Origin of the sequence: Paenibacillus sp. Marseille-Q4541 (assembly GCF_018310695.1) — a bacterium.
Classification (GTDB): Bacteria; Bacillota; Bacilli; order Paenibacillales; family Paenibacillaceae; genus Paenibacillus.
In genome coordinates, this window is record NZ_JAGXCY010000014.1 from 38,255 (window position 1) to 63,853 (window position 25,599).

At 43.9% G+C, this 25,599-nt stretch carries 26 protein-coding genes; 5 read left to right on the forward strand and 21 right to left on the reverse strand.

Annotated elements, in window-relative coordinates; translation table 11 throughout:
• Positions 1-936: 936 nt before the first annotated feature.
• The 11 genes from KFT32_RS15240 to KFT32_RS15290 all read right to left on the reverse strand — a co-directional run bounded on the left by KFT32_RS15240 (position 937) and on the right by KFT32_RS15290 (position 10,048).
• Positions 937-1,632 (reverse strand): hypothetical protein, encoded by a 696-nt coding sequence (locus tag KFT32_RS15240; RefSeq protein ID WP_211748084.1) that lies wholly within the window; start codon positions 1,630-1,632, stop codon positions 937-939.
• Complete coding sequence (locus KFT32_RS15245; RefSeq protein WP_211748085.1) at positions 1,629-1,814, reverse strand: helix-turn-helix domain-containing protein; 186 nt, start codon at positions 1,812-1,814, stop codon at positions 1,629-1,631. Before KFT32_RS15245 ends, KFT32_RS15240 begins: the two co-directional genes overlap by 4 nt.
• Before the next feature lie 180 nt (positions 1,815-1,994).
• Entirely contained in the window at positions 1,995-2,183 is a 189-nt protein-coding gene (locus KFT32_RS15250) for a hypothetical protein (protein WP_211748086.1), read from the reverse strand.
• A gap of 250 nt (positions 2,184-2,433) precedes the next feature.
• Entirely contained in the window at positions 2,434-2,811 is a 378-nt protein-coding gene (locus tag KFT32_RS15255; RefSeq protein WP_211748087.1) for a hypothetical protein, read from the reverse strand.
• The gene (locus KFT32_RS15260) at positions 2,808-2,975 is read right to left on the reverse strand and encodes a helix-turn-helix domain-containing protein (protein ID WP_249435914.1); all 168 of its coding nucleotides are present in this window, start codon (positions 2,973-2,975) and stop codon (positions 2,808-2,810) included. The genes KFT32_RS15255 and KFT32_RS15260 overlap by 4 nt, the downstream gene beginning before the upstream one ends.
• Positions 2,976-3,524: 549 nt before the next feature.
• Positions 3,525-4,049 carry a hypothetical protein gene (locus tag KFT32_RS15265; RefSeq protein ID WP_211748089.1) on the reverse strand — a complete coding sequence of 175 codons (525 nt, stop codon included), beginning with the start codon at positions 4,047-4,049 and terminating at the stop codon, positions 3,525-3,527.
• Positions 4,050-4,166: 117 nt separating this feature from the next.
• The gene (locus KFT32_RS15270; RefSeq protein WP_211748090.1) at positions 4,167-5,213 is read right to left on the reverse strand and encodes a DUF262 domain-containing protein; all 1,047 of its coding nucleotides are present in this window, start codon (positions 5,211-5,213) and stop codon (positions 4,167-4,169) included.
• Positions 5,214-5,801: 588 nt separating this feature from the next.
• Positions 5,802-7,682, reverse strand: a complete 1,881-nt coding sequence (gene rlmD, locus KFT32_RS15275; RefSeq protein WP_211748091.1) for a 23S rRNA (uracil(1939)-C(5))-methyltransferase RlmD — start codon at positions 7,680-7,682, stop codon at positions 5,802-5,804.
• A 51-nt stretch (positions 7,683-7,733) separates the two neighbouring features.
• Positions 7,734-8,615, reverse strand: a complete 882-nt coding sequence (locus tag KFT32_RS15280; protein ID WP_211748138.1) for a diacylglycerol kinase — start codon at positions 8,613-8,615, stop codon at positions 7,734-7,736.
• Between the two features lie 366 nt (positions 8,616-8,981).
• On the reverse strand, positions 8,982-9,755 hold the full coding sequence (locus KFT32_RS15285) for a sirohydrochlorin chelatase (RefSeq protein ID WP_211748092.1): 774 nt from the start codon (positions 9,753-9,755) through the stop codon (positions 8,982-8,984).
• Between the two features lie 2 nt (positions 9,756-9,757).
• Positions 9,758-10,048 (reverse strand): YerC/YecD family TrpR-related protein, encoded by a 291-nt coding sequence (locus KFT32_RS15290; RefSeq protein WP_160033767.1) that lies wholly within the window; start codon positions 10,046-10,048, stop codon positions 9,758-9,760.
• A gap of 556 nt (positions 10,049-10,604) precedes the next feature.
• Between KFT32_RS15290 and KFT32_RS15295 the strand changes: the two genes are divergently transcribed.
• Entirely contained in the window at positions 10,605-11,333 is a 729-nt protein-coding gene (locus KFT32_RS15295; protein WP_211748093.1) for a hypothetical protein, read from the forward strand.
• 144 nt (positions 11,334-11,477) lie between these two features.
• Here KFT32_RS15295 and corA read toward each other — a convergent pair whose 3' ends face one another.
• The 5 genes from corA to KFT32_RS15320 form a co-directional block, all read right to left on the reverse strand.
• On the reverse strand, positions 11,478-12,437 hold the full coding sequence (gene corA, locus KFT32_RS15300) for a magnesium/cobalt transporter CorA (RefSeq protein ID WP_211748094.1): 960 nt from the start codon (positions 12,435-12,437) through the stop codon (positions 11,478-11,480).
• Between the two features lie 352 nt (positions 12,438-12,789).
• Positions 12,790-13,782: an inorganic phosphate transporter gene (locus KFT32_RS15305; RefSeq protein WP_249435909.1), complete on the reverse strand. Its 993-nt coding sequence runs from the start codon at positions 13,780-13,782 to the stop codon at positions 12,790-12,792.
• Positions 13,783-13,796: 14 nt separating this feature from the next.
• Positions 13,797-14,414: a DUF47 domain-containing protein gene (locus tag KFT32_RS15310; protein ID WP_211748095.1), complete on the reverse strand. Its 618-nt coding sequence runs from the start codon at positions 14,412-14,414 to the stop codon at positions 13,797-13,799.
• A 267-nt stretch (positions 14,415-14,681) separates the two neighbouring features.
• On the reverse strand, positions 14,682-15,740 hold the full coding sequence (locus KFT32_RS15315) for a right-handed parallel beta-helix repeat-containing protein (protein ID WP_249435910.1): 1,059 nt from the start codon (positions 15,738-15,740) through the stop codon (positions 14,682-14,684).
• Between the two features lie 111 nt (positions 15,741-15,851).
• A complete protein-coding gene (locus KFT32_RS15320) occupies positions 15,852-16,928 on the reverse strand; it encodes a DUF3048 domain-containing protein (RefSeq protein WP_249435911.1) in 1,077 nt (358 codons plus the stop codon).
• Between the two features lie 300 nt (positions 16,929-17,228).
• Here KFT32_RS15320 and KFT32_RS15325 point away from each other — a divergent pair, with 300 nt between their 5' ends.
• Complete coding sequence (locus KFT32_RS15325; RefSeq protein WP_211748096.1) at positions 17,229-17,756, forward strand: DoxX family protein; 528 nt, start codon at positions 17,229-17,231, stop codon at positions 17,754-17,756.
• A 151-nt stretch (positions 17,757-17,907) separates the two neighbouring features.
• Positions 17,908-18,120, forward strand: a complete 213-nt coding sequence (locus tag KFT32_RS15330; RefSeq protein ID WP_211748097.1) for a hypothetical protein — start codon at positions 17,908-17,910, stop codon at positions 18,118-18,120.
• An 81-nt stretch (positions 18,121-18,201) separates the two neighbouring features.
• Here the strand turns inward: KFT32_RS15330 and KFT32_RS15335 are convergent, their stop codons facing one another.
• From KFT32_RS15335 to KFT32_RS15345, 3 genes are all read right to left on the reverse strand, one after another.
• Positions 18,202-18,987, reverse strand: a complete 786-nt coding sequence (locus KFT32_RS15335; protein WP_211748098.1) for a DODA-type extradiol aromatic ring-opening family dioxygenase — start codon at positions 18,985-18,987, stop codon at positions 18,202-18,204.
• Between the two features lie 102 nt (positions 18,988-19,089).
• Positions 19,090-19,920 carry an alpha/beta hydrolase family protein gene (locus tag KFT32_RS15340; protein WP_211748099.1) on the reverse strand — a complete coding sequence of 277 codons (831 nt, stop codon included), beginning with the start codon at positions 19,918-19,920 and terminating at the stop codon, positions 19,090-19,092.
• Positions 19,921-20,046: 126 nt separating this feature from the next.
• Positions 20,047-20,403 carry a hypothetical protein gene (locus KFT32_RS15345; RefSeq protein WP_211748100.1) on the reverse strand — a complete coding sequence of 119 codons (357 nt, stop codon included), beginning with the start codon at positions 20,401-20,403 and terminating at the stop codon, positions 20,047-20,049.
• 192 nt (positions 20,404-20,595) lie between these two features.
• Here KFT32_RS15345 and KFT32_RS15350 point away from each other — a divergent pair, with 192 nt between their 5' ends.
• Entirely contained in the window at positions 20,596-21,348 is a 753-nt protein-coding gene (locus tag KFT32_RS15350) for a DUF1129 family protein (RefSeq protein ID WP_211748101.1), read from the forward strand.
• A gap of 82 nt (positions 21,349-21,430) precedes the next feature.
• Here KFT32_RS15350 and dhaK read toward each other — a convergent pair whose 3' ends face one another.
• Together dhaK and KFT32_RS15360 are read right to left on the reverse strand one after the other, a co-directional pair.
• Positions 21,431-23,188 (reverse strand): dihydroxyacetone kinase subunit DhaK, encoded by a 1,758-nt coding sequence (dhaK, locus tag KFT32_RS15355; RefSeq protein ID WP_211748102.1) that lies wholly within the window; start codon positions 23,186-23,188, stop codon positions 21,431-21,433.
• 5 nt (positions 23,189-23,193) lie between these two features.
• Positions 23,194-24,327, reverse strand: a complete 1,134-nt coding sequence (locus KFT32_RS15360; protein WP_211748103.1) for a glycerol dehydrogenase — start codon at positions 24,325-24,327, stop codon at positions 23,194-23,196.
• A gap of 215 nt (positions 24,328-24,542) precedes the next feature.
• Between KFT32_RS15360 and KFT32_RS15365 the strand changes: the two genes are divergently transcribed.
• Positions 24,543-25,598, forward strand: a complete 1,056-nt coding sequence (locus KFT32_RS15365; protein WP_211748104.1) for a PocR ligand-binding domain-containing protein — start codon at positions 24,543-24,545, stop codon at positions 25,596-25,598.
• Position 25,599: the final 1 nt, after the last annotated feature.

Sequence of the window (25,599 nt, forward strand, 5' to 3'; positions counted from 1 at the left end):
GGTAAGTTTTGTTGAATAGTTCTACATACCTACAAACACACATCAGGAGGGAGTCAAAAGAAGTACAACATACTACTAGACCTACAATTAATCAACCTAATAGATCAACGCCCGCCCACGCTAACAGGGCGGTAAGCGGTCAATCTAGGGCGGCTAATCCCCAAGTAAATAGGACTGCTGTTAGTCAAACAGGGGGAGCGGGGAATCAGTCCAACACCACAAAAAATGTCAATGCCGTTACTTGCCGCAAATGTAAGTCACAGCAAATTGTAGCCAACAAGAAAGGCTACAGCTTTGCAAACATGTTCAAAACACTTGGATGGATGGGATTACTTCCTCTCATATTAGTGTTAGTCGGTACGGTTGGGGCTTATCTTTTTATAATGAATGCAAGAAATGGAATTGTCGGAAGTGGCATTGGTGGTGGAAGTAGCATTGATGGTTTGATAACTTTCATCGCCATTTTTTGTTGGATATCAATTAGTTTGTCCTTACCTGTAAGTATCTTAGTCGGGTTCGTTGGGAGAAGTGAAATTGTAAACGGCTGTATGAACTGCGGCTTTAAATGGAGACCTGCCAAGAAGAAGTAAAATTTGATGGGGGTGGGTCAAATTTTGACGTACCTCCATCAATTTTTGATGCTAGTCATTGTCGGGTAGAAATAGTGAATACGCAGGCTTACAATAATAAAAATACTGCCCAACTATTGCTTGGACTGAAAAACTCGTCGCCGACAGGCGGCGTGTTTGTGAGTGTTCTTAATATCTATTTTAAGTGTTAGTAATAGCTTTACTAAGTGTAAGTAATAGTGAGGAACAATTTTCCTCTGAGTTCACTTTATTGGGGAATTGTTTTCCTCCATGGAAGACCGTCAGCGGAAAGGTTTACCACTTTGAAATGCAATCTTCTCCCCAATAAAAGGGGAATTATATTCCTCTATACAGCTTCTGACATAAGCCCTAACTTTGTAGCCTTCCTGTTGCAGTTTTCGAGAATGAGCCGTAACAGTTCATCACTAAATTCAGTGACAATAGTATCATAGTTGTCAGGGGTTTCCGTCAGTCTCAGTACATACGGCTCATAGAACGTCTCTTTCTTCGCTTCTTTTGCCAAGGTATCTATTACCGCTTCTCTCCATAGTCGAATCCCCTCGCCGCCTACTTCTTGAATCCAGTCCTCATATTGCCGTAATCCGCTCTTGTAGTAATACTCGGCTACAATATTGTGGATGACCTCAGAAAGAATTAGGTAAGGGTTGTCCTTTAGGTTGTCGAACTTATAGATATTCGCCCTGCCTTGCTTGCTAACTTGGACAAACTTCTTCCCTGTAAGTTTCTTCACACACGTTCTTACCGTTCTTTCAGAAATTCCAAGTTTCAATGATACCAAGTCCATTGCTACTTGGCATTTTCCATCATCCTTAGCCCACGAATACAGTTCAAAAAGAACTAGCTTCTCGTTTGCATCAAGGTAATAGCACCGCTTGACGTTTTCAGGTAGGGTAAGAAACTTTTCAAGATTCGGGACTATGCTACTTCTAGTGATGACAGTATGTCCGTCCCCACGATCCTTGAACTCAGTTTTGACCATTCTTGCACCATCGTACACGATTCCTTCGATGAACTTTTTCAATATTTTCGCCCCCTTCTTTGGGTGTACTCAGCAATAGCCGAACGGCTTATTATGTAAGAGCAGGTCTTACCCTCACCAAGCTTAACAGCGTCAAGCTGACGGGCTTGAATCGCTCTTAGAATCGTTCTTGGGCATACCCCTGCGGCTTTAGCGGCTTCTTTGCGATTTAATATTTCTTTCATGCTCCATGCCCCCTTTGAAGTGTTATAAATTTGTGACAGTGAAGGACAAAAAAATCCTCACACTATTCATGGTCGTTGCTTCATTGGTAAAAGGTGAGAAGAACTCGCTTATTAACTTGTTGTCCCTGCCATGACTTAGCAGGGACTTTGTGCCCATTTCGGGCGGCTATTCATTGTGAATCAGTTACCAAAGGCGGCTCTAGGGTCAATTCCATTACTTGCTAAGAAATTCTCCAGTTCAGATAAATCATCCAATCCACAAATTTTATTAACTACCGTTTTATAAGGAAGACCTTCTTTTTGACACCAATCCCGAATATATTTATCAAAGTCAATCGCATAATCACTGGCGCTCATTCTCTTTCGCATGACTTCATCTCCTTAGATTGTGGAAAGATAGCTTCAACGTCAAATTCCTTTGCCTGTAAGAAACGCTTCAACACATCCTCCCGAATCCATACAGGCTTGTAAGATATTCCACGAACACCGATAGGAGTCACTTCATAACATAGCCCTTCATTCTGACACCAAGACCAAATACGCTGCATTGTGTAAACCCTAGTATGACTCGCCTTAGTCAATAGATTAGAAATTTCGTTTAATGTGTACATTCGCATGATTAGCACCGCCCTGTAACATACTCGTGTAAACTTTGGGTATTTACAATGTACGCCCCACCCTCAAAACCTGCCTGAAGTTGCCCTGCCTGTATCAGCTTGTGTACCGCCACTTCAGATTGCAATCCTAGCTTGGTCATTGTCTGTCCAATGATAAAGTTCCTTGAACGTGTTACAACGGGCGAATGGGCATCCTGAAGGTCTATTCCGCTTCTATCGGCGTACTTCTGTAGACTGCTCAAGATTATTTGTGTCTTACCATTCTCAGGTTTAGATTGCTCTAAGTACCCGTATTGGGCAAGTCGAAGAACCTCCTGTTCAGTCTTATTTAGCATTGTGGCGGCTTCGCTAAGTGATATAGCTTTACTATTGATAATCATTTTCCATTCCCTCCGGACGAGTCTTCAATCTTTCTGAGTGTCGCTTGTGAGATACGTATAGAACCACCGATTTTGGTAGCATTGATAGTACCTTTTTTAATCAATCGGTACACGGTATTGTAAGAAAGACCCAATATTCCCTTAGCTTCTTTAATTGAATACATTTGTTCCAAATTGATTGCCCTCCTTTATCCATTTGATATCATTATAAGTTGGAGACGGTAAAGGCTAACGTCAGTTGTGTAGAGATGATAATCAAGGACGAAATTGAGAAGTATAGATTTCATAAAATACAGAGAAAGGCAAGCTAAGGGAATCAATGTTCTTGGCGATGGTAACTGAGGATTTCTAAGAATTTTGCATGGAGAGGTTGTACTAAAAAGGGGTACTTTCTAATGCATTTTATTTTGGTGAGGATATAGGTATATTAGCCATCTTCAGGATAATAATAGAACCATCACGCTCCTTGTTTTGCCCTCCGCTATGTTTGGGGCTTTCTTTGTGCGTACAGATGGTATTTGCCAAAAATTTCAGGCGGGTATGACGAGTCTTAACATCGGTTTAGATGTACTGACTAGTTCATCAGCCACTGGGGCGGGGGTACAACAAAGGACGACTATCAATAGCCGCCCCTGACTGCACTTATGTTCCAAAAAAGAAGCGAGACTCTTCCCGCTCCGTTGCTATATTTCCTGTACACTATTGTGCATATGCTATGGATTGACTATCTCAGTAGCTAGAAACTTTAATGTTGCTACATAATGATGGAAGTATGTTATGGGAGTTGCAGTACTTCGTCTGTCAATCATAATCAAAAAGTCGGCTGGCGAAGTGTTAAGTGGATAATGCCCATGATGGTTTCTCACTAAACTCTCAAATTTTTGCTGTGAATTAATTGACATATGGGAAAGTGCATTACGTATAGTTTTAGTATCGTTTATGTGTGTTGACTGAAGTCGTAACTTTGAAAATGATCCGCCACCTTGAAAAAAATCAGTTGCAGTCTTCATGATCTTTTCTGCATTCGTCCAATCAGGATAAGAACTATTGCCCCGAATCATTTCATATGCGTGTGATTCATCACGTGGGTTCACATAACGAGTAAGTTTATTGCCATTCACACCTTCAAAATCCAAACAATACTTAACAAAGACTTTTTCTAAAAAGTCTTCCCAACGAAGAAAAAGTTTCATAAATGAGTACTCAACGACCATATCCCTCATGTTCTTATCGAACATAATCGTACCACTTCGTGCCCCGTTTGAATATAATTCCTGTCCGTCAAACGCATACTTTTCATATTCGGCACAAGCGAGTATAAACGTATTGTAAACTTGTTGTATGGTACTCATGTTCTATTGGGACAAATAATCGAAAATGTAATTCGCCATGAACTCGCACCGCATCCTTCTTGACGGGACGTCGGTTGTGGCTTTAGTAGTAGAATTGTAAAAATCTTGATATCTTTCAGGGACAGGATTCATGCCGAGAATTTCATCAATATTAGACAATGCACTTCGAACTTTAGGATAATCTGCTGGTAGAATGGGCATTCGTGATGAAGTAAGTCCTTCCACACCAAAATTCATATGATAAAGTGCGACAAACAAACCAAAGAATACGGGCACACGAGAGTAGTTGGTTTCTTTGAGAGTACCTTCAAACAGATCACCGATAAAATCCATCGTTGATTTAAATTCGCGTTCAATAACTTCCCTTTCTGGAAAGTTATCATCGTACCTATTGTAGTATTTTTCCACACTCTTTTTTGACTGAATACCATCCAACATTACAACCAGCAAATCTGAAGTCAACTCTGCTTCAGCCATCCTCATAATCTTTGTGCTTGTGAATAATTCATTGTCCGACCAAAACTTTGAATATTCAAAACTTAACTTGTACACCAACTGTTTAAAGTAACCAAAATACTTAGCATTAAAAAGTTCTTGTTTATTCAATGTTACGGAATAGGTGTTTAGTCTAGCAAAAATGTCAAGAATATCTCTGTCCTCTAAGTCCAAAAGCAAATCAACTGAAATTTCATATTTCAGGATATCTCCCTTTAATTCGCTTGGCAATTCTGAAAAATGCAGCCCACCATACTGTTCGTTGTGCACTCGGCTAATAGTAAATCCATCCTTGAGAAAATTTAAGATCGTACGTATGCGTTGCTGACCATCAACAATCTCGCGTAAGGTCGTTCTCGTCTCAGGATTAGTAATTTGTCTCATGAAAATTTTTGGAAGAGGTTTTCCCCTAATTATTGTATCCATTAAAAATGATTTTGCTTGAGGTGACCAAACTGATCGCCTTTGAAACTTGGGCGAAATTTCAAGCTGTTTCCTGTCTTCCCACTCAACAAAATCGTTTACACTATACGTCCTCGAATCATAATCTTTCATATAAGTATATACTCCCCGTGAATCCGACATTTGGATCGCTCCTAACTGAATTATATACTCCAATCTTTCCCATAACAATCTTTCGGCTAGAACTTCTCATTTTTCCTTATAATATGTGAACACGAATGAATTTAAAACCTTGACTACATATCGCCTACCTTCCTGCCGCAAGGTCAGTCTATAAAAAAAGCCTCCACCGAAGCAGGGCATAAATCAAATCGTTATAAAAAACAGTGTTGCCATCCTCAAACAGTATATACCTTCACAGAATTATGGAACGCCTAAGCAGTTTTTTTCAATTCTTCCCTCTCGACTTAGTACTTGACTTCCCTTATACCATCACCATAAAAGCAAATTTCCTTATTGGTAACAAATTACTAGGGAGAATAGATATACTGGACGATTTAACAGAAAACAGGAAGGTATTTCGAGCAATAATTTTGGCTACGTAGTAATAGCCTTTTTACTAGTGACAATGTGTTACAACAAAAGCTACAGGCTACAAGCTTCTCTTTTTTAAAAAAATAGTAAAAAAAGAAGCGGGACTTCTCCCGCTCCGTTGCTATATACGCCAATACATCTCAACTATTAGTCTTTCCTGACCAACAGTGAACAGCTCTCCACATGCACCGTATGCGGGAACATATCCACCGGCGTTACCTCAGCCGTCCGGTACCCGCCATCCTCTAGCACCCGCAGATCTCTCGCCAGAGTCGAAGGATTACAGGACACATATACCACTCGCTCCGGTCGCATCTCCAAGATCGTATCCAGCAGTCTCGGATCGCATCCTTTACGCGGTGGATCGACCACGATTACGTCTGGCGTGATCCCTTGTTCCTTCCACTGCGGAATGACATCCTCAGAGGGTCCGGTTTCAAAGGTCGCATTCGTAATGCCATTCAGTTCCGCATTCTTCTTCGCATCCTCGATCGCTTCCTTCACAATCTCTACCCCATATACATGCTCGGCATGCTGAGCGAGGAAGAGCGAGATCGTTCCGATACCGCAATAAGCATCGATAACCGTCTCTTTACCAGTAAGCCCTGCGTATTCCACAGTTTTACCGTAGAGTACTTCGGTCTGTACTGGATTCACTTGATAGAAGGAACGCGCGGAGATCGCAAACTTTACGTCTCCAATGTAGTCATAGATGACTTCACTGCCCCATAATACACGAGTCACATCACCGAAAATGACATTCGTCTTCTTCGTATTCACGTTCTGGCAGATGCTTGTCACTTGCGGAAGCTGTTCACGGATGCCGCGAATCCACTCATCCTTCTCTGGGATACTATCTCCGTTCGTGACGAGGACAAGCATCATCTCACCGGTACGGAACGCTTTCTTCACGACAACATGCCGCAACAGTCCGCGCCCCGTCTCTTCGTTATACGCTCTAATACCAACGCGGCGGCCGATCTCTTTGACACGCTCAACGACCTCATCGTTATGCTCATGCTGAATCAGGCAGCGCTCCATATCGACGATACGGTGGCTTCCTTTGGCATAAAATCCACCCACAAGACCGCCTTCCATCTCGCCCATCGGTACCTGCGCTTTGTTCCGGTAGCGCCATGGGTCGTCCATTCCGAGCGTAGGAAGAACGGTAATTCCAGTAGACTCATTTGGAACATTCATCCATTCACCCACAGCTTTATCCCCACTACTGTGCATAGCTTCTGTTCCTTCTGCGAAGTTATCCACCTGTGGATGATCATCTGCAGCATTTACCGTACTCTCATCATTGGCCTCACGCATCGCAGTTACTTCGCCTGCCACATTCAGCTTTCCGATCCGCTTCAGGTTGTCTACGACAATCTGGCGTTTCCAGTGCAGCTGCCCTTCATAACTCATATGCTGGAGCTGACAGCCACCACACTGAGCGTAGATCGGACATGGCGCAGAGACGCGGTCTTTGCTCGCTTCCACGATCTCCAGCAGTTTCGCATAGCCGTATTGTTTCTTCGTCTTCAGCACTTTGACGCGAACTTTTTCACCAGGAAGCGCTCCTGCTACAAACAAAGTATAGCCATCTGCACGCCCCACACCTTCACCGTCATGGTTCATGCCGATAATATCGATCACGGTCTCGTCATTCTTAGCTACAGGTAAACCGAGCTCGGCTGCGATGTCACGCACAGGTTGAACTTTACCGCCACGATTGCTGCCGGAGCGGCCGCGGCCTGATCTTCTTTTCTCAGTGATACTACCTTCTCTACGACCGGATTCGTCAGTCTGTCCACGACCAGCAGAAAAAGATGCCTCGCCTTGCGGCCGCATCTCTGTGCTTTTTCTTTTCAGCATTTCCTTGTTATCTGAGCTTGCTGCTAGATGACCTGTCTTCTCTGCCTTAGCGGGCACTCCGTCCTGACGACGAGCGGTGCTCTGTGACTTCCCTGCATTCGCCACTCCTGGGCGGTCTGCGTTCCGGCGGCTTTTTCCACGGCCGCTGCGGTTATTATTCATATTCGTTAATTCCTCTTTCTTTATTTAAGTTTATGTCCATCTTATCTGAACTTATCTAAAAATTTGAATGTGATGCGGAAGATTACGGAAGGTTGCTGGCAGCTGTCCGCCGAGCTCTCCATCCAGATTCAGTAGTACTTCACCCGGAGAATTGACTTCCATATAGTCCGTTTGAAAATGAATGACCTTTTTGTCCTGCAAATGCTCTCCGCGCAGTGCAAGGCTAACGAGCCGAATCATCTCCGCCAGATTACACTTCTTGAGTGCAATGACATCGAACAGTCCGTCGTCAATCGTTGCTCCCGGCGCAAGTTTTTCAAAACCGCCTACCGAGTTCGTGTTCGCAATGAGGAACAACATAAATTCATCATGAATGTCTTCTTGCCCATTCGCACGGATATACAGCTCCTGCGGAGTCAGGTTGATCATTTTCTCCATGCCCTTCATATAATAAGCGAGCTGTCCAATCATGGTCTTCAGTCTGCTTGGCACTTCATATGTCAGTTCCGTCAGCGTTCCGCCGCCGGCAATGTTAATAAAATAACGATCGTTCACGAGTCCAAGATCGACCGGACGGGTCTCTTGACGAATAACCATATCACAGTAATCTTCCCAGTGACGCGGAATTCCCAGCGCCCTTGCAAAGTCATTGGTTGTTCCCAGCGGAAAAATACCAAGCGGAGGTCTAACATCCTTTTTGGCCATTCCATTGATTACTTCATATAGGGTACCGTCGCCGCCGGCCGCAATAATCAAATCATACCCGCGATCAATAGCTTCCGAAGCTTCTCTTGTCGCATCGCCTTCGCCCGTCGTTGCATGGCAGGAAGCTTCAATTCCACCTTCATCAAGACGCTGCAATATCGATGCAAGTCTTCTTTTGGCTTCTTCCCGGCCTGAGGTCGGGTTATAAATTAATCTCGCCTTTTTCATTGTCATGATCCTTACGCCACCTACTTTTAGCAAATATCCGTTCCTCTTATGTGGGTGACCTGTCGCCGCCTATTAAGGGGGATAAGTCAAATCTCGCTGCTAAATACGTTCACTCTGACGGTGACGCTGCAAAAGTACACTTTCTTCTTAAGTATTCCCAAGAAATATAATCTTTAGTGTCCCTTCCTTTACATCACGTGCAGATCCAGATAGTTTATTATACAACAAAAACCCAGCCGTCGTCTTCATTCTAGGTTTGTGTACCACGTCAGGACGATCGGCTAGGCTATCTCGTATTCTATTGTATTCAAGCATAGCTCTATTGTTAACCTATATCACTCTTTGTCTTTACGTGAAGGGCACCACTTATGAACGAGAGTTCAAATGTTCCTGCATTGACGCAACTTGTCTCTCCATCCAGGTATGAAGCAGCGGATGAGGTAGAAGCGTGCGATCACCGCTGTAGATAACCTCTACTCCATCAAGCCGTTTTGGAATTTCTACATTGGTAAAATAACCCGCGCTGAGAAACAGCGGAACCGCAATAACGCGGTATCCCTCGTCTCTCCAGTAGCTCGCACGGTCTTTGACCTGATCCGGATTCAGCAATGCATAATCTGCTCTTGCTACGCCGCTGATCGCTTGCACTCGCTCTGCAAGAGCTCCAAAACCTTGTTCCCATCGCTGTAAAAATCCATCATGACGACTCCCATGACCAATAAGCAGAATCACTTCACGTGACAGATTCTCCGAAAATGACTTCACTTTGTCCCAAACCATGTGGGCAAGAAGTGGGTCATCATGAAGCGGAGATCCAAAATGGAGCCTGGCCGAAATTCGAAAAGGTGCAAGATCCGTCTCCTTCTCAGGAGAAGGCTTAGCACCCAAGGCGTATCCTATCTCATCAACATGGGTACTTCCAGCCGAAACAAACAGAGGGATGGCCAGAATATCCGTCACCCCTGCTGCTTCCAAGCGGTCAATCCCATCCTGAATCCCTCTTCCCTGCACATTCTCCAGAAAAGAAGCTTCCACAAGCGTAGAAAATGGAAAGGTAAGCTGCCCTACAGCTTCATCTACAAGCGCTGTCCAGCCCGAATCCCTAGATCCGTGACTGATGATGAGGACGCCCTGCTTCATCTTTAACGTCCGAGGCGCTCCAGCGCCATTTTGTAACCGTCATTACCGTAGTTCAGGCAGCGCTTCACACGAGAAATCGTCGCCGTACTTGCACCCGTCTCGGATTCAATCTGGTTATACGTATTGCCCTTGCCCAGCATACGAGCCACTTCAAGACGCTGAGACAGTGACTGAATCTCGTTCACCGTGCACAAGTCGTCAAAAAACACATAACATTCTTCGATATCTTTAAGCGTCAAAATCGCTTCAAATAATTGATCTATACTTCTATCATCTAGCTTCTTCAGCTGCATTATTATATCATCCCCTAAGGTTATGTGAGTACTTCTCCATTGTACCTACCCAATGTAGGTATTTCAAGCATTAACGGTTTCACGCGCTACAGAATGAAATCATCCTTGCTTCTCCGCGCTAACGTTCCTTGCCCAGTTATCACTGGTCTCTTTATCTATCCCCATGTCATACCATCATTCACTTACTGAATGATATTACATCGATCACTATCTTGTCCTATTTCAAAACACCACTCAACATTATAACACAATTATGTTGCTTACAATGAAATTTACCATTGGATTATTTATCCGATTGGTTACCCGCACCTTTTACTTAACTTCGCGGTTTGTGTACACATCTCCTTTAACCGTAAAAGAAAGATTTTCATCCACAGGTGTACATGTGCACATCGTGTGTGTAACTACAAAATTTCATTAGTTTCAGCTCGTCCTCTTTCTTCCTGGGCAACGGCCCAAATCCGCCAATATCACGGAAAAAAGTGATTTTCCCCAAACCATATGGGTACTTGTTACATACACTGTAGTAAATCATGCGCAAAGGAATGTGATTATCATGTCTCAGCAATACCATGGAAGACGCAGCCGGCATTCTCGTGCATTAAAAGACCCTCAGCAGTATGCACCCTATCCAGGTATTCCTCAATATAATAACACCACGCCCATGCCGGGACCAAATCCCCAAGGTTATGCTATGCAGCCCTATAATCAGCCTCAGCCGATGCCTCACCAACAGGGAGCCCCGCTATATCCCAACAATAACTTTGCTCAGCAAGCACCCGTCTATCCTGCAAACCAAGCAGCACAGGAAGCGGCAGGTGCCGCGGCTGCTGTAACGGATACGGCTGAAGCAGCTGCTGGGGGTGGAATACTTAGCAGCTTAAGCGGACTAGGCGGCAACATCAAAGATCTGAAAGGATTCATTGATCGCATGGGCGGCATCGATGGAATTGTGGATGGAATGGGTAAAGTACAACGGGTCGTAAACGGAGTCCAGCAGATGGCCCCTATGTTCAAACTGGTTACAGGTCTCCTGCCATTTGGTGCTGCGGCTGCCGCCAAAGCTGCCAAAGGTACTCCGTCGCCATCTCCTCTGTATGAAGAAGAATATTACACACCTAGACGGAGAAAAAGAAGAAGACGAAGAAGAAAATCTACATCGCCGTCCAAACGCAAAACCAGCGCTTCTAAAAAATCCAGTTCTTACAGCAAGTCTTCCACTAGAAAACGCCGTAAAAAAGCTAAAACCAAGGCCTATTACCCCTCAGCAACCGAAAAAGAATAACGGCAGCCATTTTTTGCCGGACAGCTCATAAAAGCACCCTCACTTATTAGAAGCGATGGGTGCTTTGTGATATTCCTTGACTTTCGTTCATATTGACCATATTGACAACATTCAGTCTCTTAGTTAGAAGGTTAGCAGACGTATTTATTGAAACCAACCCCGTTTTTTAAACCAAAAGATCATTCCACTACTGAGCAGCACCATCAGTAAGAGCACACCAAAATATCCATAGCGCATACCCAGCTCTGGCATATGCTCAAAATTCATTCCATATATACCGGCGATGAGTGTCAGCGGCATAAAAATCGTAGTAATCACCGTGAGTGTCTTCATAATGTTGTTCATCCGATTCGAACTCAGGGATATATAGCTGTCTCTTAGATCCGCCGTCATCTCCCGATCCGCTTCGAGCATATCGGTCAGCTTCAGTAGATGGTCGTAGATATCCGTAAAATAAAGCTTGTGCTCAGTTCCACCTTGAATATGTTGTGAGTTAATAACTCGGTACAACAAATCCCTCATCGGAACAAACGTCCTTCTCAGACGCAATAGCCTGCTCCGCAGCATAAACACCTGATTCATGAGCTCGTCAATAGGCTCATCACTACTTCGTCCTTCCAGCTCCGCAAGATCATCTTCAATAGCAAAGAGGATAGGAAAATACCCGTCTACGAGTTTATCCATTACGGTATACGCAGCTGCCACAGTAGCCTTACTCCAAATCGTACGTTCACTTGCGTGTTCCGCAATCCGGTCCCAAGCCTGATTGATCTCATCCAGCTCATCATGATGGTAAGACACCAAATAGTTAGGACCTAGAAACAGATCAATTTCAAGCGGCTGTGCATCTCCTGTTCGAAGCGCATGTAATACGAGAAACTGAACGTTATCATAATAGTCAAGCTTAGGGCGCTGAAGATTGTGCAGACAATCTTCCACTGCCAGAGGATGAAAATGAAAATAATCCGTGAGCAGACGAGTTTCCTCTTCCGAAGGATGACTAAAATCTGCCCATACAAAAGTATAATCCACAAGATTCATCTCTTGCAGTGGAGTGTTCATCACAACCTCATGCTCCTGAGTTATTGCCAGTGTACGAATCAAGGGAGCTTCTCCTCCATTTCGAGTATCCATCCATATACAAAAACCAGGTCCGTTATCAACAACAATTCATTAGACAAGCTATGTACTTTTACTATATTAATGGAATTCACCAAACAAGGTATCATATCTACTATGTTATACACAAAATCACAAGTTCTCAGACAAAAGACGACTGTCCACAAGTGGATAACTTAAATTATCGCTAATTTCTTTGGAAGATGTCCCCATATTCACAGAGTTATAAACATTTTCCACAAAAAGGAGTGAAGAACCCAAATAACTCGTAACAAAGCATCCACAGTTTACGAGTTATTCGGGTTCTTACTTATATATTGTATTGTACTTATCGTTTTTAGAAGAACAAGAACATAATTAGGCCTGCGAGAAGTCCAGTAATCGGGATGGTAATAAACCAGGTGACCACAATCCGTCCAGCGAGGGACCATTTGACAGCCGAGAAACGTTTGGCAGAACCAACACCGAGAATCGCTGACGTAATCGCATGTGTTGTACTTACTGGTAAATGAAGCAGTGTAGCTGAGAAGATTACCGATGCTGCAGAGAAATCTGCTGCAAAACCGTTAATCGGCTCAATTTTAAAGATTTTGGTACCCATTGTCTTGATGATTTTCCATCCACCAATGGCAGTACCGGCCGCCATTGCTGTTGCAGCTGCGATTTTAACCCACAGTGGAACTTCCATGTTGTCCTGAACGCCGCCTGCTACGAGGGCAAATGTGATAATCCCCATCGCCTTCTGCGCATCATTCGTTCCGTGTGTAAAGGATTGAAGAGCAGCTGTGAAAATCTGCATCGTACGGAATCCCTTATTTACACTGTGCGGACTACGCTTGGCAAAGATCCATTTCAGAATCGTCATAACCACATAACCAATGGCAAAAGCAATAATAGGAGACAAGATCAGACCTTGAACAATGCCAGTAAATCCAGACCAGTTCAATTCCCCTGGTTCGCTGATGAATACAGCCCCTGCCAGAGCACCAATCAGTGCATGGGAAGAGGAGGACGGAAGTCCAAACCACCAGGTAATCAAATTCCAAGCAATCGCCGCAATGAGCGTGGCGATAACAATGTTGATTCCGTTTTCTAGCTTCGTGGGGTCAGCAACGCTTCCCCCGATCGTTTTCGCTACTCCTGTAAACATAAGAGCACCAATAAAGTTCATGCTGGCTGCGAGTATAATCGCACGACGAGGTGTTAGGGCGCGAGTAGATACTGAAGTTGCAATGGCATTTGCCGTATCATGAAATCCGTTAATAAAGTCAAAGGCCAAAGCAAGAAAGATGACGATCCCTAAAATCCATAATGGAGTTGTTATATCCATGTGTCACCTACTCCTTATGAATTCCGCATAATGATTGACTCAAGACGGTTTGCTACGTGTTCACAAGAATCTGTAGTTGTCTCGAGGCGCTCGTAGATTTCTTTACGCTTAATCAGCTCGATTGGGTCCTGTACGGAAGCAAACAAGTTTTTGGTACAGATGCGAAGAAGCTCGTCCCCTTGATTCTCCAGATCATTCAGGCGAATCGTGTACTCACGGATGGCGAGCAATTTTTTCTGAGATAAGAGGTGAACTGCCTTCTGAATTTCATAAGCAGATTCACGAAGAATTTCGGAGAACTGAATAATATACTCGTCCGCTTCTTTCAGATTGTACATGTAGAAACGGGAAGCAGTGGCTTCAAGTCCATCCAGTACATCATCAAGTGTAGTTGCCAGAGCCATGATATCATCACGTTCAATCGGTGTGATAAACGTCTTGTTCAGTTCCTTGATGATCGTGTGCGTATAATTGTCGCACTCGGACTCATACTTCTTCATTTGATCAGTGAACTCAACCATGTTACTTAGATCGCCGGTGTTCTGCGCAAAGTAATCTGCAGCTTGTACAACGGTATTAGCCATATTTTCGAGAGTCTCGAAAAATATATCCTTCTTCTTTTTAAAAGCCATTTTTATATCCCCTTCACAGAAAAATTGCGTGAAATTTTAATGAAATGAAATGACAACATTTGATATCTTATCACACTTTACATCGTGTTTACATAAAAAACGAACGATTTTCACAATAGAATTTTTCATCTTTTGACATAGGTTGACCAAAGGCGACACATTTTATCCAGATTCTGTTTAATTCACCTAACATCATCCGACTTATATCTGCATTGCGAATGGACCTGCGGACCAGTTCTTCCAATCAAGCCCATTCACAATAGGTCCTTACTGGATCGTTATATTTCCTTTGTACATATTCCCTGCTGGACTTCGGGTGTTTCCGCTCACTGTCGCAGAAGTATTACTGTATGCCGCCACCACATAGACGTCAGGGCTCGTCAGGTAGAGGGTATTATTGAGAAACTGATTCCCTGTCCCAGAGCCGGGTACAATCTCATGAAGCTGGAAGGCATCGACGATGACCTGATTGCCATTCTGATACACCGTGTTATTACGAATGATGGCCCCATTTCCTTTCACATCGATAAAACTGTCAGCATAGTTGGCCCCGCTAATACCTTCCCCATGAAAAGTACAGTTCTCAACTAGGGTACCGATCGTTCTTTCTTTAATATCAATGTGCTCTGCCGTAATATTCGGGCCAAACACAACGTTCCGAATAACGTTATAATGCGTGTTCTGATTGTAGCTTGCCCCTTCAGCTGAACCGACGTATACACCTTCACCGTAACCTGCCCCTGTCAGGCCTGTATCATGGATATATGAATTCTCAATCGTGCTATAAGAAGAACCATCCCTGAAATGAACACCCTCATAACCAATATTGTAAACCTCTACATTCGTAATCAGCGTATGATTGGAATTATCGAGCATAATTCCTTTCTGAGCATTCGTCATTTTCAAATCGCGAATAATCCAGTAGTCTCCTTGAATACGCAGGCTGTATCCCGATCCTGCCGAGTAGCCAGACAGGATGGCTGGCTGAGCTGGATTCTGACTCCGAATCGTAATGGGCTGTGCATCTGTTCCATCCACTATAGAAGAAAAACTGCCCGTATAGGTCCCAGGTGAGAGTATAATTTGTCCGCCAGGGACTACATTTTTGAGCGCACTGGATAAACAGGAACTTGTGCTGCAAGTCGTAGTGGTCGCTTTCGGCTGAATAATGGTCTCTTGAATAGCTGGCTGTAATCCTAGTTGACCTGCTGCTTTCACTTCCGCTACACCTGATGGGTAAACTGGGCATAATATTACGGCTAGAGCCACAAACCCTACCACTTTTGTAAAACACCTATGGAACGCTCCCTCATTCTTACGTTTCATGTACATTTCACCCTCCCATATAAAAAAACTGACTCCATTTGGATCTGTATGTCCTGGGGTCAGCTTCTATATCTGTTTATTCTTCTAATAGAGGGATATTATTTTAAACTTTTAAGGAGTGTGGATCTTTACATGCTCTTTCAGTGGCGGTACATTGGTCACAATACTAAAAAAGGTTTTTCCTGGAACGAGCGGTAATTCCTCGCCATCTTTCGTAATTCGGACAATATCGCCCGCTTTTTTTGACCATTGCCCTTGTGTGACTTTGCCCTGTTGAAATAACATGGCCTCTCCGCCAGAGGTTGTATCTACACTCAGTCTTCCAACATCGTCCAGCACTTTGTGAGCAGTAGATAGTACGATGATATTGGAAGCCGCAATCCGCTGTCCGTTGTCTGCATCTACATCTTCCTTACCTCCTACACTCCTTAAATACTGATGAGTGGAGTCATCGTAATCGTAACTCACCTGATAACTGCTATTCATATAGGTAATATCAAAACTTGCAGCCTCTTCTCCTTCCACCTGAACTCCTTCATCCAAGTATGAATATACCGGTGAATTGTTTTCCTCCGAGTATCCGCGTTTCGCAGCGGCTTCACGCAGCTGATCAAGGGAAGAATACAGGTTGTGGGGTGCTTTGCGGTCTTTGCTGCGGAAATAGTACGGACCCGCATTAGAAATTTCGTCCAGATAGGGTTTGTCCTGGTTTTGTAAAATAGAATAGGCGGCTGGGCTGCCTCCTGCATGAGCTAGAATACTGCCATAGCTTTCTCCTATTTCAATTAAATAAGGGCGTATGCTGCGAATTGGGCCTACTGTTTCCGTGGTACCTTCGCTTTGAAAAATAGCAATCAGCCGGGTGATTCCTCCTTCTGCAAGGACTTCATAGATCTGATCAGCTTGACTCAGACCAGATTGAGGTCTTGCAGCAGGTGCGTTATTAATCATAACCGCAACCGGTCTTTTCTCGGCAGGCTCCTCTACTTTCATACCCGTTAGAGGTGCCGTATAAGCATTGCCTGGTTCTATCTCTCCTTTGGGAGGATCTAATGGTTCAGGCGGTGTCTCCACTACCAAACCAGAAGGTTCCTCTAATGTTGGTGCATCCGTCCTACAGCCTGTGGTTGATACGAGGAATACAAGTGTGAACAAAATTGCGATCATCAGTCTATTTTTATTGTGCAATGCTATTCTTCCCTCCTTGTTATCTTCACTCCTATAAATAATGGTATTTTATTTATTTAATCACATAAACGATGGTTTTGTCTTAATTCTTGTTTAAATGGAAATAAAAAGGGATTTTTCCGAGAGTTTTTTTATTTATTGTGAATTAAATCACAAACATATTGCTGAATATATTTTAAGATAAAGACATCAAAAGAGTGATCACTTTTATAGCACTACTCGCAATACAATAGAGCACCCTTAACCGGATGCTTGTAACATCTTATAGACAAAAACAAAAAAACGGATGGAGTGGTTTCTATGTTTACAACATGGATTAGAGAAAATAAAGTAGCAATGTGGTTACTGACTGTACTTCGTATTTATATCGGTTATGACTGGATGACTCACGGATGGGCTAAACTGACAGGCGGCGGATTTGATGCAAGTGGTTTTATTGGTGGAGCAATTGCCAATTCGACAGGTGAAGCTGCAACAGTTCAAGGCTGGTGGGGAACTTTCCTTGAAACTTTTGCCCTCCCGAATGTAGGATTGTTCAACTTCCTTGTACCGCTTGGTGAATTCCTTGTAGGTCTCGGATTGATCCTTGGATGTTTCACTACTTTCGCTGTACTGATGGGGATTGTCATGAACTTCGCTTTCCTCTTCTCGGGTACTGTAAGCACCAATGCACAATTGATCTTACTTCAAATGTTTATCCTCGTTGCTGGATTTAACGCTGGTAAAATCGGTCTCGACCACTGGGTGGTTCCTTACATCCGCAGCATGTTTGGCAAATTCAGAGGTAAAGACAAAGCGATGCACATTAAAACACAGCAAGATTTCTAATCAAATAGATATCCATCACGATAGATTCAACAACCGAGCTCCCTTTCTGGGAGCTTGTTTTTTTATGTCTCAGTATATGCTTTACGTATGATATACTTGCTTTTAGATCAAGATGCCTTACTTCATTAAAGCCACTTGGAGGTGTGAGTATATGGCTGTTAATCGCCGCCTGAACACGGATGCTGACTTTGAAGAAGCAATGAACGGCAGAAAGCGAATTCGGGTATTTCAGGATAATCATCAGATCAATAATGGAGGTCTAATTATTCGGTTTGACCAGAAGACCATCGTCATTCAGTCTAGTGTCAGCGATCTCGCTTATCACGATCGGAACGAATGTGAATTTTTCGAGATCAAGATGTAATCTATCGTAAATGTAATAAAGGCATCCCTCGGCGAGAGCGTTCTCGCCAAGGGATGCCTTGCTTTATTTTATATAAGTGAACTAAAGAGATGCTCCAAACTGCCAGCAGTTCAGACTAAGACTTCCATACTGGTAGGTTTGGAAAAGTCTTTCCGCCTTTCGATCTTCATCTGCAGCACCCATCGCATAGAACAACGGAGCAAAATGCTCTGAAGCATAGGAAGGTACTGCATCCTGAGCATGAGGGGCTTTTTTCTCATAAGCAAACAGCTCTCTGAGATTCCAGTTCTCTAGCTGCTCTGCGACCCATTCATCAAATTCCACTGCCCAGGCCTCAGGCTCGTCTTGCTGACTCAGCTTTCGTAAATTATGAACCAACCCTCCGCTGCCAATAATGAGAATTCCTTCTTCGCGAAGCGGGGCAAGCATACGTCCAATATGATACTGTTCCCTCTCGGAACGTACTGAATCTACAGACAAAGGGACAACCGGAATATTCGCTTCCGGGAACATATGCCGAAGAATAACCCATACACCATGGTCGAGTCCTCTGTCATTCGATGGTTTCACAGGAAGGTTCTCTTCCTTGAAAAGTTCGCATATTCTGGCGGATAGTTCAGGGTCACCTTGAGCCGGATATTCAAGCCTGTACATCTCACTAGGAAAACCATAAAAATCATGCATCGTGGAATGATGCTCATCCACCGATATGGTCTGAACAGGCTCATCAAAATGCGCCGAAAAAACGATGATGCCTTTGGGAAGCGGCATACGGGCACCGAGTTCTCTGAGGAAAGCAGTATACTCGTTATCCTCTACCGCAAGGGTAGGTGAACCGTGAGCTATAAACAAAGTAGGTAAGGTCATCGCTGCCAAGCCTCCAGACACAGGTATAATGGTTGCCCCTTTATTTTAACGCTAGGATATGAGAATTCCAATCATTTTCAGGGCTAAATCCATATTTTTACCTTAAATCATCCAGTGCTGCCAGTCTTGATCCATCCTATTCTGTTCACCAAGCCAAGCACGAGTCCGTTTAATGAGCTGCTCCCGCTCCGGCCCGGATGAAAATGTGTGATTTCCCTGAAAAATAATGTCCTTATCGCAGCGTCCGGAAGAGCGCATCCAGAACACTTTTTGATATAAAAAGGCGTAGTCGACCGGAATGGTATCATCGCTTGTTCCATGCACAACGAGTACATCCCCCGAAAATTTGCTCGCCTCCTGAAACGGCTGAAACTGAGCCAAAGAATCAAAGAATACGGGACTAAAACCGTAGCCGAGATGATCTGCGCTTCCTTCTTTTACGGATTGATCATACGTATCACGGCCTGTGATCTTCACAATATCATTAAACGGATAACCTACAGCGGACCACATGATCAGCCTAGTCACTCGCTTGTCTCTTGTCGCTGTCAGCAAAGCTGTTGCTCCCCCGAGACTATGTCCAAGCAGTGTGATTCGTTTCGGGTCCACGTCACAGCAGTCAACTGCATAGTCGAGTACGCTTCGTGTTTGATTAATCATCGATTCAAGACCTTCTGCTCCGTACTCTCCACTGCTCTCTCCGCAGCCGATATAATCAAACCGAAGTACCATATATCCATCTTCAGCGAGTTCGCGGGCAGTTTTTACAAAAAGACGATCGACACCAATCCGGCTGCCTATAAACCCGTGACATATAATAATAAGCGGCACACGTGCAGGCCGCTCTCCTTCTTGCAGTTCGGGCACGACAGGATAATGAATCGTTGCAGCCAGATCCTCCTGGCCATGACGAATGACGATTTGTCTTTCCATAAAAACTCCCCCTAGACTCGATTACTTTCATTTCAATTAAATCCGATAAGAATAATGTGGATTAAGTTGAAATCAGTTTAGCATCTTCATCCAAGAAAAGTCAATCGCTTTCTGCCTACGTTATCTTCACTCGTAACTTTGACGAAACAATGACTTCGTCTTCTGCTTTCCTTCCAGCTCATCAGGATGGAACGCAGAATCGTACGAAGGCTCACCTAATAGTTCGGAACCAAACTCACTGTCTTCACTTGTTCCATATACGGGTGCCAAATTAGAGATTTCTGCACTCACCTGAGAAGCAGAATTGGAGGTTTGACTTGCACGCTTCGCTTCCTCCGAGGAACTCACTTTCTCTGCCCAGGCAAACTCGGCTTTGTTTTCCGCGTGTTCATGAATGACCTCCGCTTGTACGACTTCATCCTTTACTCCCCGGGACTGACTGTTCAGTAAATATTGTCTTGTTGCATCATTATGTGCTTCCATCAACTACACACTCCCCTCTTGATTTACAATCCGTGTATGAATTTAGTGTGCAACAGGAGAAAGTTCACTATGCATCTGACTCAAAATGTTCGAAAATGAACGAATAAGAACATGCTTTTTTGCGAATTCCTGTATTGTCCCGTATACTAATTTACCGACAGCGCATTTACTCCAGAGAGGAGAGAACATAAAATGAAACCTAATAACAAACAAGTCATGCTGCTAAGGAATCGTCAGATGACTTTACTTGGTCAGATGAATAAGGAAACATCCACCTTTTATGAAACTTTCTCTGCTAGCGTCAGAGACACGCACATTCCAGATCAGAAGCAGGAAGAACTACTGCTAGACACTGCTAAACGTCTTGTTGAAGCACAAAATAAAGGACTTGAACCAGACTCCATCTATGAAGGAGATTCTCAAGGATACATACAGAAAATAGAACAAAAGTACAAGCCGCAAACGGGTACAAATCAGCCAACGGATCATAAGAAGAAGGCTTCCGCTGTACCTTCTACAGAATCGAGGGACACCAGAGGAATCTCATTCAACCTGATGATTGCCTGGAGCGCCATATCTATCGTCCTTGTGTTAATGGGATTCATAGGACTCGTCACCTTATGGGGAGGGCAAGACCCGACACCCTATACTCGAATTAGTATTTTTACATTAGCACTCATCGCTGTCGGAGCGATTGTACTCATCCAAGTATTGCTATCGTTCAATAATGGACCGGAAGATGAAGGAATGCCGGCTAGAAAGAAAGGATTTCAGCTGGGAGCCATGTTGAAATATCTCATCGTCGTCGTGGTCATCTTATTTCTAGGGTATAGTCTTGGTCGTATTCTGCCTGTAATTGAGTTCTCTTCTGTCACACTCCTCGTGATCGGATTCATTGGTCTTTGTCTGATCTATCCTATTTTTGTTCGTAAACGAAAAAAATAGAGTCAGAATAATATAAAAGAGGCTGTCCTTGCGTATCGCAATCGCGAATACTTGGACAGCCTCTTTTTTTAAACCTAACCTTTTACTTCATTGCCTCAGACAATTCTGTGAAAATAAAGCCGATCGCATATGCTCCCGCATCTGGGTAACCTATGCTTCGTTCTCCTACCGTACCGGCTCTACCCATACGAGCTACGATTTCTTCGGTTTTCTTAGCCCCTTCTACCGCAGCTTTTGCTGCTGTTTCAGAAGCAGACTTAATGTCTTCTCCTGCCTGAGCGCTCTGCTGCCAGGAGTCTGCCATAGGTACAAGTGCATCAATTAGCGTCTTATCACCCACTACAGCCCCGCGTCCAAATGATCTTTCCCCCGTATCTTGAATGCCCTTCACGACCGCAGACATCAGATCTGCAATATCCTGCACCTTGAGTACTTCTTTGTCACCTGCACTCTTACTTGCCGCACGGAATGCGGATCCCCAGATCGGACCTGAAGCCCCGCCGCATTTCTCCATAATGATCAGAGAACATGCATCAAGGAATTCGGATATGCTGGAACTTTTCTCTAGTACATGATCCCATTCTTTTTTGAGTTGCTTAAATCCGGTTGCGATACTTGTACCAAAATCTCCGTCTCCAGCATGAGAGTCGAGATCACAGAAAGGACCTTCGTTTTTGATAATGATTTCACTCATTTTATCAATATAATAGATTAGGTTATTCAAAGAGAATTGCTCGTTCTGTATCGAAGCGTACTCCTCAGCAGTTTCTACTACATGGGAAGCTTTTTTATCGTTGTCCGTCTGAAGCTCTTGCACTGCATTCGTATAGATGACCTCAGAGAGTTTCCCTTTCATCGTAAGCGCAGGAGTCTCACACTCCTCCGCCAAAAGTCCCTTCAGCTCTTCATCCAGCTGCATCAAAGACAGGGAAGCACCCGCCATATCGATACTTGTCATGTAGTCGCCGACAAGAACTTTCAGTACCTTTTTGCCTCTCGAAGTCAGCTCTCGCATCACTGCATTATTAAGCAGGTACAACTCCTGAAGCGGAGAACCACCAAAACCGTTCACCAGGACGGCGAACTCCTCTTCCCCGTTTGGATCCATATGCTTCAGCAGATCTTCTACCATGCGCTTTGCCAATTCATCAGCAGGGAGGATCTTTTCGCGTCTGATTCCAGGCTCACCGTGAATTCCGACCCCGTACTCCATTTCATCCTCGTTCAGTTCAAACGTAGGACTTCCTTTTGCTGGAACGGTACAAGAAGTCAGTGCAAAACCAATGCTTTTCGTACGATTTGCTGCCTTTTGTGCCACTTCTTTCACTTCAGAAAGTGATTTGCCGAGTTCAGCAGCAGCACCTGCAATTTTATGAACAAATACGGTTCCTGCGACACCTCGTTTACCCACCGTGTACAGGCTGTCTTCCACTGCGATATCATCGTCTACTTTCACGTAGTCCACTGTGATTCCGTCTTCCCCTGCCAAATGGGCAGCGTTACGGAAATTCATAATGTCTCCGCTGTAGTTTTTAATAATAAGCAATGTACCTTTCTCGCTACGTGACTCACGAATCGCTTGATAGACCTGGATCTGGGATGGAGAAGCAAATACGTCTCCGCAGACTGCTACATCGAGCATCCCTTTCCCAACAAACCCCCCATGTGCGGGTTCATGACCGCTTCCTCCGCCACTAATCAGTGTAACTTTGTTATTATTAAGTTCTTTCTTCTTAATGATCTTGTATCTTGAATCAAAGGTAAGCTCTGGATGGGCCAAAATAAGTCCGTTCGCCATTTCCCTAACAAGTGTTTCCGGTTTATTCATCATTTTTTTCATTATATTCACCCTAACTTTTGTTTGAATTCTCGTCCGATTTGATCAGCAACCATGATGGAAGCGACTACGGCTTCTTCTGTTACTGGGAACGGCATGGAGTGAATCGATTCTTCCGGAATACAAGCCTTTCTTGCTACTTCCTTCAGTTCTTCAACCGTCACTTTCTCTACACCGATGTCCGCGAGGCATACAGGCAGTCCGATGGAGACACAGAAAGCAAGAACTTCGTTCAGTTCTTCCTGAGGTGCATTTTCAAGGACAAGCTGGGCGATGGTACTGAAAGCTACTTTTTCACCGTGGAAATAATGATGTGTGCCTTCCAGTGCTGTAAGTCCGTTATGGATGGCGTGAGCAGCAGCAAGACCTGCACTTTCAAACCCAAGTCCGGATAGCAAAATGTTCGTCTCTACAATATTCTCAAGCGCAGGAGTCACCAAGTTGCAGTCACTTGCTACTTTTGCATTTGCTCCATCTTCAAGAAGAGTTTCATAACAAAGCTTGGCAAGGGCAAGCGCTGCTTTTGTACCGACTGCTTTTTGAGCACTGCCATCAAGGACGCCACAAGGAAGACCTGCGTTCACACCCGAGTAGGATTTTGCTGTTGCTCTGGCTTCAAAGTAAGTAGAAAGGGCATCTCCCATCCCTGAAACAAGAAAACGGGTAGGCGCGTTTGCAATAATCGTTGTATCGATCATGACTACACTTGGACTTTGTTTAAAGTAAGCGTAATCATCAAAAGCCCCATCAGCCGTATAAAGTACTGCCGAATGACTTGTTGGCGCATCCGTTGCTGCGATTGTTGGCACAATAATCAGCGCTTCTCCTTCGGCAACACACTTGGCAGTGTCAATTGCCTTCCCTCCGCCTAGGCCGATCGTACAGGAACATTGCTTTTCTTTCGCAAGCTCTTGAAGTCTAGCAATCTCTTCGCGAGTACATTCACCTCCGAACCCACCTTCCACCAGCGTGACATTAAATTTCTCGGATGTTGCATTCAGTTGTTCTTTTACACGTGCTATATCATCAGGATGGGCAATCAGTAACGCAGAGTCACCAAAGGTCCGAATAAAGTATCCCAAATTTAAAAGTTCATTTTCACCTTGTACATATTTCGTAGGACTGATAAAAGCTCTTCTCATCGTTATTACCTCCTAGCATTCTATATGTCTATTATATTTTTTACCCAATATTCTTACATTGAACTAAGATAACTAATTAAAGCGTTTTCTTATCGTATTTTCTTGTCCTCATGAGGCATAAATTGTACTTTTATGTACTTGTCTAGTAAAAAAAGATATACTAGCAGCAGAAGCTAAACATCAAGATTCTATTTTTATTACAGGAGTAAACCCTTATGAAGCCTACACATTTTCATCTGAATCAAATCATCGATATTGATAAATGGCACAAACTTCAAGACTCCCTCTCTCTAGTAACCAAAATGGCGATCATCACCGTTGACTACAAAGGAGTCCCTGTGACCAAGCACAGTCACTGCCAATCGTTCTGTCAGGCGGTACGCAAAGATGAGATGCTGTCAGAATACTGCCAGAAATGTGATGCAAGAGGTGGGCTTGAAGCGGTTCGAACAAATAAACCCTATATTTATTCTTGTCATTTTAATATTGTGGATATCGCCATTCCTATTCTAATCGACGGTCAATATGTAGGTGCCATTATGGCAGGTCAGATCAAGCTGACGGATCAGGAAGTACCGCTGGAGCAGATTGTGACACGCCCTGAAAATACCGAGACCCGCGCTAAATTTCGCGCACTAGAAAAAGAATATAATGCACTACCACAGCTCTCTTATGATGAAGTATCCGTTGCTGCCGAAATGCTGCTTCAGCTCTGCAATTATATTGTGGAAGAATCGATTCAGAAGAACGCAACGATAGACATGTATAAAAAGGCGCTGTCACAGGATATGCCTCTTACACTACCTGTAGATGCTCCTTCGGCAAAAGTGTTCAAGAACATGGAAGCGATGCAGCATGAGCTTGTGAACACGATGATCGATAGCAAGATTAAGAAATTCACAGCCCATGATTTCCATACGCTAAACCCGCTTTTAACGCCAGCCTTTGAATACATTTACCATCACAAAAACGAGAACATTTCCCTCCAGCAGATGGCTAAGTTATGTCATGTAAGCCCAAGCTATTTCAGCCGTATCTTCACTAGGGAGACCGGAGAGAATTTTTCTGTATTTCTCCCCCGTCTGAAGATGGAATGGGCGAAACAGCTGCTCGAAGAAACGGACCTTCCTATCCATCAGATCAGCGAGGATCTGGGATACGCGGATGCAGGCTATTTTATTAAAACATTTAAGAAGTTAGAAGGTCTGACCCCAGCGGTATATCGCAAAATGGTTCACGGCAAAGTGAAAATTCCGAATTCCAGCGGATAAT

What these genes read in the sequence shown, in the direction of transcription:
- KFT32_RS15245 (WP_211748085.1), bottom strand. Translation starts at nt 1,814, where the DNA reads ATGAAAGAAATATTAAATCGCAAAGAAGCCGCTAAAGCCGCAGGGGTA.
- KFT32_RS15250 (WP_211748086.1), bottom strand. Translation starts at nt 2,183, where the DNA reads ATGCGAAAGAGAATGAGCGCCAGTGATTATGCGATTGACTTTGATAAA.
- KFT32_RS15255 (WP_211748087.1), bottom strand. Translation starts at nt 2,811, where the DNA reads ATGATTATCAATAGTAAAGCTATATCACTTAGCGAAGCCGCCACAATG.
- KFT32_RS15260 (WP_249435914.1), bottom strand. Translation starts at nt 2,975, where the DNA reads ATGTATTCAATTAAAGAAGCTAAGGGAATATTGGGTCTTTCTTACAAT.
- KFT32_RS15265 (WP_211748089.1), bottom strand. Translation starts at nt 4,049, where the DNA reads ATGTTCGATAAGAACATGAGGGATATGGTCGTTGAGTACTCATTTATG.
- KFT32_RS15270 (WP_211748090.1), bottom strand. Translation starts at nt 5,213, where the DNA reads ATGAAAGATTATGATTCGAGGACGTATAGTGTAAACGATTTTGTTGAG.
- rlmD (WP_211748091.1), bottom strand. Translation starts at nt 7,682, where the DNA reads ATGAATAATAACCGCAGCGGCCGTGGAAAAAGCCGCCGGAACGCAGAC.
- KFT32_RS15280 (WP_211748138.1), bottom strand. Translation starts at nt 8,615, where the DNA reads ATGAAAAAGGCGAGATTAATTTATAACCCGACCTCAGGCCGGGAAGAA.
- KFT32_RS15285 (WP_211748092.1), bottom strand. Translation starts at nt 9,755, where the DNA reads ATGAAGCAGGGCGTCCTCATCATCAGTCACGGATCTAGGGATTCGGGC.
- KFT32_RS15290 (WP_160033767.1), bottom strand. Translation starts at nt 10,048, where the DNA reads ATGCAGCTGAAGAAGCTAGATGATAGAAGTATAGATCAATTATTTGAA.
- KFT32_RS15295 (WP_211748093.1), top strand. Translation starts at nt 10,605, where the DNA reads ATGTCTCAGCAATACCATGGAAGACGCAGCCGGCATTCTCGTGCATTA.
- KFT32_RS15305 (WP_249435909.1), bottom strand. Translation starts at nt 13,782, where the DNA reads ATGGATATAACAACTCCATTATGGATTTTAGGGATCGTCATCTTTCTT.
- KFT32_RS15310 (WP_211748095.1), bottom strand. Translation starts at nt 14,414, where the DNA reads ATGGCTTTTAAAAAGAAGAAGGATATATTTTTCGAGACTCTCGAAAAT.
- KFT32_RS15315 (WP_249435910.1), bottom strand. Translation starts at nt 15,740, where the DNA reads ATGAAACGTAAGAATGAGGGAGCGTTCCATAGGTGTTTTACAAAAGTG.
- KFT32_RS15325 (WP_211748096.1), top strand. Translation starts at nt 17,229, where the DNA reads ATGTTTACAACATGGATTAGAGAAAATAAAGTAGCAATGTGGTTACTG.
- KFT32_RS15330 (WP_211748097.1), top strand. Translation starts at nt 17,908, where the DNA reads ATGGCTGTTAATCGCCGCCTGAACACGGATGCTGACTTTGAAGAAGCA.
- KFT32_RS15335 (WP_211748098.1), bottom strand. Translation starts at nt 18,987, where the DNA reads ATGACCTTACCTACTTTGTTTATAGCTCACGGTTCACCTACCCTTGCG.
- KFT32_RS15340 (WP_211748099.1), bottom strand. Translation starts at nt 19,920, where the DNA reads ATGGAAAGACAAATCGTCATTCGTCATGGCCAGGAGGATCTGGCTGCA.
- KFT32_RS15345 (WP_211748100.1), bottom strand. Translation starts at nt 20,403, where the DNA reads ATGGAAGCACATAATGATGCAACAAGACAATATTTACTGAACAGTCAG.
- KFT32_RS15350 (WP_211748101.1), top strand. Translation starts at nt 20,596, where the DNA reads ATGAAACCTAATAACAAACAAGTCATGCTGCTAAGGAATCGTCAGATG.
- dhaK (WP_211748102.1), bottom strand. Translation starts at nt 23,188, where the DNA reads ATGAAAAAAATGATGAATAAACCGGAAACACTTGTTAGGGAAATGGCG.
- KFT32_RS15360 (WP_211748103.1), bottom strand. Translation starts at nt 24,327, where the DNA reads ATGAGAAGAGCTTTTATCAGTCCTACGAAATATGTACAAGGTGAAAAT.
- KFT32_RS15365 (WP_211748104.1), top strand. Translation starts at nt 24,543, where the DNA reads ATGAAGCCTACACATTTTCATCTGAATCAAATCATCGATATTGATAAA.